Below are 12,383 nucleotides of genomic sequence, written 5' to 3' on the forward strand. Positions count from 1 at the left end.
GGCGTCAGCTCTGGTACGCCTTGGCCGCGTCGGCCTCCAGCCGTGCCTGGGTCCCCGCGACGTCCTTCGGGTTCTTCAGGAAGTCCTGGAGCGCCTTCCACTCGCCCTTGCCGGGCGTCCCGCCGAACGACTGCGGCATCTGGTCCGACATGTCGAAGCGGAAGTCGTCGCCGGCTCCGATCAGCGCCTTGGCGATCTCCCGCTGCACGTCGTTCGGGTACGCCGCCGGGTCCAGGCTCTTGTTGGGGGACAGGAAGCCGCCCGCTCCCGCCCAGATCGCCGCCGCGTCGGGGGAGGCGAGGAAGGTCAGCAGCGCCTGGGCGCCCTTGGTGTCCTTCAGCGCCACCGCCGCGTCGCCCGCCGTCACGACCGGAGCCTGACCGTCGCCCACCGCGGGGAACGGGAACACCTTCGCGTCCGTACCGATCTTGGCATCGGTCTCCGCGATGTTGACGGCGGCGAAGTCGCCCTCGAAGACCATCGCGGCCTTGGGCTGGTCGCCGCCGGTGAAGGTCTGGGTGACCGAGACCGGGAACTCCGTCTGGAGCGCGCCGTTCGCGCCGCCCGCGATCAGCGCCGGCTTGCCGAACAGCTCGCCGAGGGTGGTCAGGGCCCGGGTGACGGAGGCGTCCGTCCACTTGATCTCGTGCTTGGCCAGCTGGTCGTACTTGGCCGGGCCCGCCTGGGAGAGGTAGATGTTCTCGAACCAGTCGGTGAGGGTCCAGCCGTCCGCGCCGCCCACCGAGACCGGGGTGACGCCGGAGGCCGAGATCGTCTCGGCGGTGGCGAGGAAGTCCTTCCAGGTCTTCGGCTCGGAGGCGCCCGCGTTCTCGAAGGCGGCGGTGTTGTACCAGACCAGCGACTTGTTGGCGGCCTTGAAATACACGCCGTACTGCGTGCCGTCCACCGCGCCGAGGTCCTGCCAGCCCTTCGAGTAGTGGGCGGCGAGCTGGGCCTTGGCCTCGGGGCCGGCCGGCTTCAGCCACTTCTGGGCGACGGCCTGCTTGATCGCTCCGACCTGCGGGAGCATCGCCACGTCGGGCGGGGAGCCGCCCGCGATCTTCGTGCCCAGGAAGTTCACGATCGGGTCCTGCGCCGGCACGAAGGTGACGGTGGCCCCGGTGCGCTTCTCGAACTCGTCGAGGACCTTCGTGAAGTTCTCCTGCTCGGGCCCCGTCCAGACGGCGGCGACCTCGATCTTCTCGCCCTTGAGGGACGGTAAGGAGACGGTCTTCCCGCTGCCGCTCGGTCCGTTCGTCCCCGACGGACCGGGGTCGTCGGCCGCGTCGGAGCCGCAGCCGGAGAGGGTGAGTGCGGTGACCGCGGTGAAGGCGGCGATCGCCGTCGCGGCCCTGCGTGTACGAAGAGTTGTACGCATTTCTGCCCCGTCTCTGTCGTGCGCGTGCTCGTCCCGGTCCGACAGGTCTACGCCGGGCGTTCGGGGCCCGCAATACCGCCTTCGGTGTCGACTCGGAGATCGTGACCCGCTCGTGACGTGACGTCAGGGGCGATCGGGACCCGTCCCCGGGCGGTACGGCGACGGTACCGGGGCAGGCGTGGCGGGGCAGGACGGCACGCGGTCGGAGGCCGCCCGGTACCTGGCGGGGGCACGGCCGGGCAGGGTGGCCGGGGTGTCCCCGGGCGGGGTCCGGCCGGGGTCAGGGGTGGACGGCCGGGGTCAGCGGCGCCACCGGCGCCGCCTCGACGGAACGGGCCGCCCGGTCCAGCGCCGAGGCGAGCAGCGCCAGGTCGGTCGGGCCGTTGCCCAGCTCGCGGACGGGTCTGCGGGTGGGCGGGTCGCCCATCCGCTCCCACTCCAGCGGGACGACCGTCGGACGCAGCGTCGCCGTGCGGGGGATGCGGCCGGTGACCCGCCCCGCCTGGAACGGGGTCACCCGGCCGTCCGGGTGGCCGAGGCGCCCCCGGCCCGGGGCCGGGTCGTCGGGACCGGCTGCCACGGGCGGCGCGTCGAGCACGATCCGCAGCCGGGCGCCGTGGGCCAGCTCCGTGTCCGCCGTCCGGTCCGGCCGCGCGGAGGTCGCGACCAGGTGCACTCCCAGCCGCGCGCCGCCGCGGGCGACGGCTTCGAGGGCGCGTACGACGGAACCGGCGGCGGGCCTGCCGGGCGAGCCGAGCGCGGGTGCCACGAGGGCGTCGTAGTCGTCGACCAGGACGACGAGCCGCGGCAGCCGGGCGAGGCCGTCCGCCTCGCCGCCGCCCGCCGGCTCGGCGGCCCGGGTGACCCGGCCGGAGGACCGGTCACCCGGCTCCACCTCGTCCGTCCGCATCACGCGGCCACTCGGGCGGTCGGCCGGATCGCCGGCGGTGGTCCGGGCGATCCGTCCGGAGGGGCGGTCACCGAGACCGGAGTCGCCGCGCAGCGGCAGCCGGCCGCTCGGCCGGTCGCCGAAGTCCCCGTCCGCCGTGCGTGCGACGCGCCCGCTCGACCGGTCGGCCAGGTCCGCGGCCCCGGAGCGAGAGCCCGTGCCGGGGCGTTCGCCGACCGCTCCCTCGCCCGTGCGCAGGGTCCTGCCGCTGGGCAGGTACGTCAGCTCGTCGGCGCCGGTCCGGCCGGTCCGGGTGCTCGGGCGGTCGTCGAGGCCGCCGTCGCCGGTCCGGCCGCCGGCCGAGCGCGCCTCGGGGACGCGGACGCTCGCCCGGGAGCCCGGGGGCAGTGTCTCCGCCGCGCTCGGCGGACGCTGCGCGATCAGCCGGCCGGTGGCCTGCCGGTCGGCGAAGTGCCCGTCGCCCAGGATCTCCGCCCGGCGCTTCAGCTCGGCGCCCAGTGCCTGGGCGAACTCGCGCATCCGGACCGGATCGGAGGCCACCAGGTGCTCGGTGACGTGCGGCAGTTCCGTACAGACGCCCAGGCCCTCGCCGCGCTCGCCGCCCGCGCCGTCGACCAGCAGCAGGCCGAGGCGGTCGGGGCGGCCGCCCGCGGCCAGCGAGGCGGCGATCGAGCGCAGCAGCTCCGTGCGGCCGCTGCCCGCCGGTCCCTCGATCAGCAGGTGCGGGCCCTCCTCGGACAGGTCGACCGACACCGGTCCGCGCGGGCCGGCGCCCAGCACCGCCGTCCCGTCGCCGGCGGAGGCCCAGCGGGCCATCAGGGAGGCCGGGGTGGCCCGGGCGAGCCCGAGCTCGTCGAGCAGTCGAGCGGACGGCGGCAGCGCCGCCGCGGCAGCCCTGCCCCGCGGCGCCGCGGACTCCGTGCGCAGGGGCGCCAGGGCCCGTCCGAACCGCTCGGCCCAGGCGACCGAGACCGCGTCCACGACGCCGACGGTGCCGTGACCGGCGGCCCGGCCTCCCACCGTGCGCAGCAGTCGCAGCGCCGTCGCCACGTCGCCGCTCAGCAGGGCGACCGCACCGCACTCGCGGAAGGCGAGCGAGGCCGCGCAGGCGCTCTCGTACGTCGCGGCGACGGGGGAGACGGGGGAGGCGGCCGGTGCCTCGGCGAGGCAGATCAGATGGATGCCGGCGGCGGCGCCCGCCCCGGCGAGCCGCGCGGTCGCCTCCCGCAGCGCCGCCGTGCCGGGGTCGCCGTCCACGATCACGACCGTGACCGGTCCGTCGTGGTGGGCCGCCGCCTCGGCCACGGCCATGCGGTCGGCGCTCGGCCAGCCGGGCCCGAGCGGTCCGTCGTCCAGCCGGCGGGTGAGCTCGGCCGTGCGGGCCTGGGCCTGGTCGCGGTCGTAGGCGAGGAGGAGCCGGCAGTCCTGGCCGTGCGCCGGGCGCAGGTGCGGCAGCCAGCCGAGCCAGGACCAGGCGCGGCGCCGTTCCTCCAGCGGCCGGTTGCGGTCCGCGCTGATCAGCACGATCTCCAGCTCGGCGGGGGAGTGCAGGGCGGCGAGCTGGGCCACGACGGAGCGGGCGAGCCCGGCCAGCCGGTTGCCCGGGCCGGCGAGTCCGAGGGAGCCCGCCTCGCGCAGGCCGACGGTGACGGGGACGCCGGACAGCTCGGCCCGGTCGGCCGTCCCGAGCCGGACCACGAGGGACTCGGGATGGTCCGGGCCGCGCTCCCAGAGCCGGGGGCCCGGGCCGAGCGCCGTCAGCAGCACGGCGGCCGGGTCGGGCCAGGTGTCGGCGGCGGGCGCGGGGCCGGCGCCCGTCCCGGCCGTGGCCTGCGGGAAACCGGTCTCCGTCGTCGGCAGCGGCAGCTCCTCGCGGCCCCCGGCGAAGCGGCGGGCCCAGGCTCCTATCCCGCGCCGGCCGCGGGCCGGCGGGGCCTGGCGGCGGGTCTGCCGGGTCCTGCTGTGGGCCTCGCCCTCGTCGTCCGGGAAGTCCTCGGCGCGCGCGTGGCCGAGGGAGCCGCCGTGGGTGGCGTCTTCGTACGGATCGCGGGCGCCGTGCTCACCGGCGGGTCCGCCGGGCCGGGCGGAGGGGTGGGGACGCCCCCCGGGCGGGGCGTCGTGGCCGTCCCGGCCGCCCCCCTGGCCGTGCCGCTCCGGCCCGTGCGGTCCGCGGCTCCCGGCCGCGAGGTCCGTGGCCGCGGCCGTACCCCCGCGGGGGCCGGGGCCGTCGGCTCCGGGACCCGGGTCCGCCGCGCCGCCCCGGGCGTCCGCGTCGGGCACGGGGCCCACCCGGAGGTGGCCTTCGCCGTCCGGCGCCGTCGGCACCGCCTCCGTACCGCCGTCCCCCGGTCCGGTCAGGCGCAGCGCGGACTCGCCGAGCCGCAGCAGGGAGCCGGGCCGCAGCCGGACGGGCCGGTCGCCGACCCGCACGCCGTCCAGGGTCGTGCCGTTCGTGGAGCCCGGGTCCGCGACCGTGATCCGGCCGTCCTCGCCGACCGTCACGGTGCAGTGCGCCCGGGAGACGTCCGGGTCGTCCAGCGGGACGTCCGCGTCCATGGAACGGCCGATCCGGATCGGCCCGCCGTGCAGCAGGTGGACCCCGCCCGCGTCGGGTCCCGCGACCACGTGGAGCCGGGCCGAGGCGCCCTCGCCGATCCGGTCGTCCTCGCCGGGGACCTGGAGGGTGAGCACGGCGCCGTCCACGAGCGGGGGCTCGCCGAGCGCGCAGCGCTGCCCGTCGAGCCGCTCCCGGCCCGCGTAGAGCACGGTCGTGCCGGAGGTCGAGGTGTCGGGGCCGGAGACGGCCGCGGCCAGGGCGGAGGCCACGGCGGACAGCGCCGTCCCCGCCGGGGCGGTGACGAGCACGTCGCAGGAGCGCCCCGCGCCGTGGCCGGCGTGCGGTGCGAGGACGGTCAGCCGGATCTGCATCGCCGTCAGCGGTCCCTTCTGCGCGCGGTGCTCGGCAGGGGAACCGCCGTGTCTCTCCCCCCGCCCGGCACGGACACGTCGTCCGGTTCAGGTCGGCACGGCGCGGGGCTCCCGACCCCGATGCGACGTGCTGTAGGCATCCTTGCACCTGCCACTGACGACACGCCCGCGGGTCGGTCACAAGTGATCTTGAATGGTCGGCTGTGCACGCAAAAATGCCTGGTTGAGCACACCCTGCGTCGAGCGCGGCAACCACGGGTACAGCTGTCGCGTCTTGTTTTCGGACAAGTCCGGCGCCTCAGGGCGTCAGAATCGGCCACATGGCGATCGGCAGTGTGATCGACCGGTGACCCGTTCGGCGGCACTAAAGTGGGTCGGACACCCGGACGGGTCACAACAGACGACAGGACCCCGGGAACCCCCCAGGACCATGATCAGCAGGGAGCGCGTGACGTGCGGCCTATCGGCAGCAAGTACCTGCTCGAGGAGCCGCTCGGCCGCGGCGCCACGGGCACCGTCTGGCGAGCCCGCCAGCGGGAGACGGCGGGGGCCGAGGCAGCGGTGCCCGGCCAGCCCGGCGAGACCGTCGCGATCAAGGTCCTCAAGGAGGAGCTGGCCAACGACGCGGACATCGTGATGCGCTTCCTGCGCGAGCGTTCCGTGCTGCTCCGGCTCACCCATCCCAACATCGTGCGCACCCGCGACCTGGTCGTGGAGGGCGACGTCCTCGCCCTGGTCATGGACCTCGTCGAGGGCCCGGACCTGCACCGCTACATCCGGGAGAACGGGCCGCTCACCCCGGTCGCCGCGAGCCTGCTCACCGCGCAGATCGCCGACGCGCTCGCCGCCAGCCACGCGGACGGCGTCGTCCACCGCGACCTGAAGCCGGCCAACGTGCTGCTCGCCGAGCAGGGCGGCCAGATGCACCCGATGCTGACCGACTTCGGCATCGCGCGCCTCGCCGACTCCCCGGGGCTGACCCGCACGCACGAGTTCGTCGGCACGCCGGCGTACGTCGCCCCGGAGTCCGCCGAGGGGCGTCCGCAGACCTCCGCCGTCGACATCTACGGCGCGGGCATCCTGCTGTACGAGCTCGTCACCGGCCGGCCCCCCTTCGCGGGCGGCACCGCCCTGGAGGTCCTGCACCGCCACCTCAGCGAGGAGCCGCGCCGCCCCTCGACCGTTCCCGGCCCGCTCTGGACGGTCATCGAGCGCTGCCTGAGCAAGGACCCCGCGCGCCGGCCCAGTGCCGAGAACCTGGCCCGGGGACTGCGCGCGGTCGCCGCCGGCATCGGCGTGCACTCCACCCCCGCCCAGATCGAGGCCGCCGACGGCGTCGGCGCCCTGCTCGCCCCCGACCCGGCGCCCGCGCCGGTCCCGCAGACCCCGGGCGTGGACCCGGCCGGCGCCACGCAGGTGCTGCCCGCCGGCGGGTCCCAGTACGACCCTGGCGCCGCGACCAGCGTCATGCCGACCAGTGGCCCCGGCGGAGGCCCGGGAGCCGCCGACCCGACCGCGGTCATGCCCCCGGTCCCCTCGCAGTCCCCGCAGAACGAGGAGCCGCACCCCTGGCAGAGCCAGCTGCGCGCCGCCCGGGACCGCAACGAGCAGACGCAGGTCCAGTACCTGGATCCGAGCCAGGACCCGCTGCGCCGCCGCCCCCAGCGCCAGCCGCAGCCCCCGCAGCACCAGCCCCAGCAGTACGGCGGCCGGCCGCAGCAGCAGCCCTACCAGCAGCCCCAGCAGGCGCCCCAGCCGTATCAGCAGCAGCGCCCGCCGCAGCGGCAGCAGTACGCGCCCCAGCAACAGCCCCAGCAGCAGCCCCAGCAGTACGGGGGCCGGCCGCAGCAGCAGCAGCCGTACACGCCTCCGCAGCCGCCGCCCCAGGCGCCGGCCCCGCGCGAGCCGCGCCCGCCACGTCAGCGCAGCGCCAACCCGATGCGGATCCCCGGCCTCGGCTGTCTCAAGGGGTGCCTGTTCACGATCGTGCTGTTCGTGGTCGCGGGCTGGCTCATCTGGGAGCTCACCCCGCTCCAGGACTGGGTCGCCCAGGGCAAGGGCTACTGGGAGGCCATCGGCGACGCGATCACGTCCGTCAGCGACTGGGTCTCCGGCCTCAGCGGCACGGACAGCGGGGGTGCTACCGGCGGTACGGGGCAGTAACGCTGCCGATTTATCGACTTCCGAGGGGGGATTTCCCCTCGGAAGTGACGACCGGCGCCCGGGGACGCGTAACTTTGTCGCGACCGCCAGCCGCTGAGGGAGCAGTCTTGGCACGGAATATCGGCAGCCGCTACAAGGCCCACCAGATCCTCGGGCGGGGCAGCGCCGGCACGGTGTGGCTCGGTGAGGGTCCCGAGGGCCCCGTCGCCATCAAGCTGCTCCGCGAGGACCTGGCCTCGGACCAGGAACTCGTCGGCCGCTTCGTCCGCGAGCGCACCGCCCTGCTCGGGCTGGACCACCCCCACGTGGTCTCCGTCCGCGACCTCGTCGTCGACGGCAACGACCTCGCGCTCGTCATGGACCTCGTCCGCGGCACCGACCTGCGCACCCGCCTCGACCGCGAACGCCGCCTCGCCCCCGAGGCGGCCGTCGCGATCATCGCCGACGTCGCGGACGGCCTCGCCGCCGCGCACGCCGCCGGCGTGGTCCACCGCGACGTCAAGCCGGAGAACATCCTGCTCGACATGGAGGGACCGCTCGGGCCCGGCGGCGCCCACCCGGCCCTCCTCACCGACTTCGGCGTCGCCAAGCTGATCGACACCCCCGGCCGCACCAAGGCGACCCGGATCATCGGCACCCCCGACTACCTCGCCCCCGAGATCGTCGAGGGCCTGCCCCCGCGCGCGGCCGTCGACATCTACGCCCTCGCCACCGTCCTGTACGAGCTCCTGGCCGGCTTCACCCCCTTCGGCGGCGGTCACCCCGGCGCCGTCCTGCGCCGCCACGTCACCGAGACGGTCGTCCCGCTCCCCGGCATCCCCGAGGAGCTGTGGCAGCTGATCGTCCAGTGCCTGGCGAAGGCCCCGGCCTCCCGGCTCCGCGCCTCGGAGCTCGGCGCCCGGCTGCGCGACGTGCTCCCGCTGCTCGCCGGCATCCCGCCGCTGGACGTGGACGAGCCGGACGCCGAACCGGCCGCGGACGCGTCCGACGAGGACCTGTACCCGACCGGGGCGGGCGGGGCCGAGGGCTCGCCGCGCCGGGCCGCCGTGCCGCTGGTGCCCGGCGCCTCGCCGGACTCCAACCGCGACACCCACACTTCCATGCGCGTCCCCGCCCCCGACGAGCTCTCCGGCGGCCCGCTGGGCACCGCCCGGGCTCCCCGGGCGGCGGGCGCACGCCGCCCGGGTTCGGCCCGCCACAAGGCGGAGGCGGTCCGCAAGCGGCGCATCACCCTGTCCGTCGCGGCGGTCGTGGTGGCCGGCGCGCTCGCGGCGGGCGGCTATCTGGCGAGCGCCGGCGACGCCGAGGCGCCGCCGCAGGACTCCAAGACGTCCTCGCAGCCGTAGCCGGGGGGACCGGGGATCTGCGGCGAGCCGTTACGCTGGACGCGTGGCAGTCGTCGATGTATCCGAAGAGCTGAAGTCCCTCTCCTCGACCATGGGGTCGATCGAGGCCGTCCTGGACCTCGAAAAGCTGAGGGCCGACATCGCCGTGCTCGAAGAGCAGGCCGCGGCCCCGTCCCTCTGGGACGACCCGGAGGCGGCGCAGAAGATCACCAGCAAGCTTTCGCACCTCCAGGCCGAGGTCCGCAAGGCGGAGGCCCTGCGGAGCCGGATCGACGACCTCGGGGTGCTCTTCGAGCTCGCCGAGGAGATGGACGACCCGGACACCCGCGCCGAGGCGGAGACGGAGCTCGGCTCCGTCCGCAAGGCGCTGGACGAGATGGAGGTCCGCACGCTCCTCTCCGGCGAGTACGACGAGCGCGAGGCGCTGGTCAACATCCGCGCCGAGGCGGGTGGCGTGGACGCCGCCGACTTCGCCGAGCAGCTCCAGCGCATGTACCTGCGCTGGGCCGAGCGGCACGGCTACGGCACCGAGATCTACGAGACCTCCTACGCCGAGGAGGCCGGCATCAAGTCGACCACCTTCGTCGTGAAGGCCCCGTACGCCTACGGCACACTCTCCGTCGAGCAGGGCACGCACCGCCTGGTGCGCATCTCCCCCTTCGACAACCAGGGCCGCCGCCAGACGTCCTTCGCCGGTGTCGAGATCCTGCCGGTCGTCGAGTCGTCCGACCACGTCGAGATCGACGAGTCCGAGCTGCGCGTGGACGTGTACCGCGCCTCGGGCCCCGGTGGTCAGGGCGTCAACACGACCGACTCGGCGGTGCGCATCACGCACATCCCGACCGGCATCGTGGTCTCCTGCCAGAACGAGCGCTCCCAGATCCAGAACAAGGCGAGCGCCATGAACGTCCTCCAGGCCAAGCTGCTGGAGCGTCAGCGGCAGGAGGAGCGCGCCAAGATGGACGCCCTCAAGGGCGACGGCGGCAGCTCCTGGGGCAACCAGATGCGTTCGTACGTCCTGCACCCGTACCAGATGGTCAAGGACCTGCGCACGGACCACGAGGTCGGCAACCCGCAGTCGGTCCTGGACGGCGAGATCGACGGCTTCCTGGAGGCCGGCATCCGCTGGCGCAAGCAGCAGGAGAAGTAACCGCACGCGAAGCGGTCGCACGCCGGGCCCGTCGCACCGAGAGGTGTGGCGGGCCCGGCGTCTTCGTCGTCCACGGTGATTCGCGGGCGCAAGCGGCACAGCGCCGCTCCTGACGCTTTGTCGACAAGGGAACTGCCGCCGGGGAGGCGGGAGTTCCGGGTTTACGTCACAGTTGCATCCCCGCATGCCAGGCAATTGACGATCTTTCGGGCATCGCACGCGCAACGACCTTGACGCGTATGCGGAAAGTCGGAAGGGTGGCATGCGGCATGCGTATCTCTGGGGCGCGTGTGAATGGGGGCCGGTCCGGTGACGTGACCGCTCCTGGTGTCCGAGGCCCCCGAGCGCGGCTCCATGACGAATGAGCTACTGGGGGTAGCAAACAGATGACGAAGAAGACGCGTGTCCGCGTTGCGCGTATAGCCGCCGGCGCCGTGATCGCCGCCGGTGCGTCGCTCACCGCGGCGGGTGCCGCGAGCGCCGTCGGTGTGTCCTTCGGTGCCGAGGTCAACGACGGCACTGTCGCCGTCCAGGCCGGCCTCGGTGACACCGAGGGTGGCGAGAACGGCGGCAACACCTCCCTCGGCTCCACCGAGGGCTCCACGGAGGGCTCCACGGAGGGCTCCACGGAGGGCTCGTCCGAGGGCTCCACCGAAGGATCCACGGAGGGCTCCACCGAGGGCTCCACGGAGGGCTCCACCGAGGGCACGTCGACCGGCACCTCGACGGGTACGTCCACCGGCACCTCGACGGGTACGTCCACGGGTACGTCCACCGGCACTTCGACGGGTACGTCCACCGGCACCTCGACGGGTACGTCGACGGGCACCTCGACCGGCACCTCGACGGGTACGTCCACGGGCACCTCGACCGGCACGACCAGCGGCACCGGCAACAACGGTGGCAACGGCAACAACGGCGGTCAGGGCAACAACGGTGGCACCGGCAACAACGGTGGCAACGGCAACAACGGTGGCCAGGGCGACAACGGTGGCGCCGGCACCGACGGCGGCTCCTCGACCGACGGTGGCTCCTCCACCGACGGCGGCGCCGGCACCTGCACCGTCGACCTCGACGGCGCCGAGTGCGTCGACAACAACCCCGGCACCAACAACGCCGGCTCGCAGCCCGTCGAGCAGGGCAAGGCCAAGGAGGAGCTGGCCGAGACCGGCGCCGCCGAGACCTCGTTCCTGCTCATAGGTGCCGCGACGATGATCGCCGGCGGCATCGGCTTCCGGATGCTGCCGCGCCTCGTCGGCGGCGGGCGCGCCGCCGTCTGAGTGGCTCGCTGAGGCATGAGGAAGGGCCGGGGGTGATACCCCCGGCCCTTTTCGTCTCTCCGGCTCGTGTGCGGCCCGTCAGGTCCTGTCGGGCCCTACACGGTCTGCAGCGCCGCGAGCAGCGCCACCGCCGCCACCAGGGCGATCACGAGCGTCAGCAGCATCGCCGGGGTCAGGCCCGCGAGCGGGCCCTCCTCCTTCAGTCGTTCGCGGTTCGCGCGGCAGACGGGGCAGCGGCCCTCCGCGACGGGGGCCGCGCAGTTGGCGCACACCAGTCGGTCGTAGGTCATGCGCTCTCCTCCTCCCGCACAGGGATCCACACCGGGAACAACGCCCGGCGGCACCCAGGCGTTCCCCCTACCACTCTGCCAGCTCCCGAGCGTTTCGGCGCGCCCCGCCGGATACCGCACATTCCTCCGCGAAGGACGAAAAGGATAAAGCACACAAGCGCGGACCGCGACTGCGCAGGCCATCCCCGGTCGCGTAAGGTCGCGCACACCTACTCCCGGCCGACCGTGGTGCATCCGTGATCCGATTCGACAATGTCTCCAAGTCCTATCCGAAGCAGAACCGCCCCGCGCTCCGGGAAGTCTCCCTGGAGATCGAGAAGGGGGAGTTCGTCTTCCTCGTCGGTTCGTCCGGCTCCGGAAAGTCGACTTTTCTCCGCCTGATCCTGCGGGAGGAGCGTGCCAGCCACGGCCAGGTGCACGTCCTCGGCAAGGACCTCGCCCGGCTGTCCAACTGGAAGGTGCCCCACATGCGCCGCCAGCTCGGGACCGTGTTCCAGGACTTCCGCCTCCTGCCCAACAAGACCGTCGCCGAGAACGTGGCCTTCGCGCAGGAGGTCATCGGCAAGCCGCGCGGCGAGATCCGCAAGGCCGTGCCCCAGGTCCTCGACCTCGTCGGCCTCGGCGGCAAGGAGGACCGCATGCCCGGCGAGCTGTCCGGCGGTGAGCAGCAGCGCGTGGCCATCGCCCGCGCCTTCGTCAACCGGCCCATGCTGCTGATCGCCGACGAGCCCACCGGCAACCTCGACCCGCAGACCTCCGTCGGCATCATGAAGCTGCTCGACCGGATCAACAGGACAGGGACCACCGTCGTCATGGCGACCCACGACCAGAACATCGTCGACCAGATGCGCAAGCGCGTCATCGAGCTCGAAAAGGGCCGTCTCGTCCGAGACCAGGCGCGCGGCGTCTACGGCTACCAGCACTGAGCGGGCGGGGGT

8 protein-coding genes are annotated in these 12,383 nt (G+C 74.2%); 5 read left to right on the forward strand and 3 right to left on the reverse strand.

What is annotated here, in order from left to right; all coding sequences use genetic code 11:
- Positions 1–4: 4 nt before the first annotated feature.
- Together ACE1OA_RS21255 and ACE1OA_RS21260 are read right to left on the reverse strand one after the other, a co-directional pair.
- On the reverse strand, positions 5–1,378 hold the full coding sequence (locus ACE1OA_RS21255; RefSeq protein ID WP_356605023.1) for an ABC transporter substrate-binding protein: 1,374 nt from the start codon (positions 1,376–1,378) through the stop codon (positions 5–7).
- 280 nt (positions 1,379–1,658) lie between these two features.
- Positions 1,659–5,216 (reverse strand): FHA domain-containing protein, encoded by a 3,558-nt coding sequence (locus ACE1OA_RS21260; RefSeq protein ID WP_432753218.1) that lies wholly within the window; start codon positions 5,214–5,216, stop codon positions 1,659–1,661.
- A 453-nt stretch (positions 5,217–5,669) separates the two neighbouring features.
- Here ACE1OA_RS21260 and ACE1OA_RS21265 point away from each other — a divergent pair, with 453 nt between their 5' ends.
- The 4 genes from ACE1OA_RS21265 to ACE1OA_RS21280 all read left to right on the forward strand — a co-directional run bounded on the left by ACE1OA_RS21265 (position 5,670) and on the right by ACE1OA_RS21280 (position 11,155).
- A complete protein-coding gene (locus tag ACE1OA_RS21265) occupies positions 5,670–7,379 on the forward strand; it encodes a serine/threonine-protein kinase (protein ID WP_432753219.1) in 1,710 nt (569 codons plus the stop codon).
- 107 nt (positions 7,380–7,486) lie between these two features.
- Positions 7,487–8,725 carry a serine/threonine-protein kinase gene (locus tag ACE1OA_RS21270; protein WP_361310508.1) on the forward strand — a complete coding sequence of 413 codons (1,239 nt, stop codon included), beginning with the start codon at positions 7,487–7,489 and terminating at the stop codon, positions 8,723–8,725.
- Positions 8,726–8,768: 43 nt separating this feature from the next.
- Positions 8,769–9,875 carry a peptide chain release factor 2 gene (gene prfB / locus ACE1OA_RS21275; RefSeq protein WP_356605015.1) on the forward strand — a complete coding sequence of 369 codons (1,107 nt, stop codon included), beginning with the start codon at positions 8,769–8,771 and terminating at the stop codon, positions 9,873–9,875.
- 386 nt (positions 9,876–10,261) lie between these two features.
- Positions 10,262–11,155 carry a hypothetical protein gene (locus tag ACE1OA_RS21280; RefSeq protein ID WP_432753220.1) on the forward strand — a complete coding sequence of 298 codons (894 nt, stop codon included), beginning with the start codon at positions 10,262–10,264 and terminating at the stop codon, positions 11,153–11,155.
- 95 nt (positions 11,156–11,250) lie between these two features.
- Here ACE1OA_RS21280 and ACE1OA_RS21285 read toward each other — a convergent pair whose 3' ends face one another.
- A complete protein-coding gene (locus ACE1OA_RS21285; RefSeq protein ID WP_147978209.1) occupies positions 11,251–11,445 on the reverse strand; it encodes a hypothetical protein in 195 nt (64 codons plus the stop codon).
- A 236-nt stretch (positions 11,446–11,681) separates the two neighbouring features.
- On the opposite strand from ACE1OA_RS21285, the gene ftsE reads away from it, so the two are divergent.
- Positions 11,682–12,371, forward strand: coding sequence for a cell division ATP-binding protein FtsE (gene ftsE / locus ACE1OA_RS21290; RefSeq protein ID WP_147978208.1), 690 nt, complete (start codon positions 11,682–11,684; stop codon positions 12,369–12,371).
- Positions 12,372–12,383 lie beyond the last annotated feature (12 nt).

It is taken from the genome of Streptomyces sp. JL2001 (assembly GCF_050917515.1).
In the GTDB taxonomy this organism is placed as follows: Bacteria; Actinomycetota; Actinomycetes; order Streptomycetales; family Streptomycetaceae; genus Streptomyces.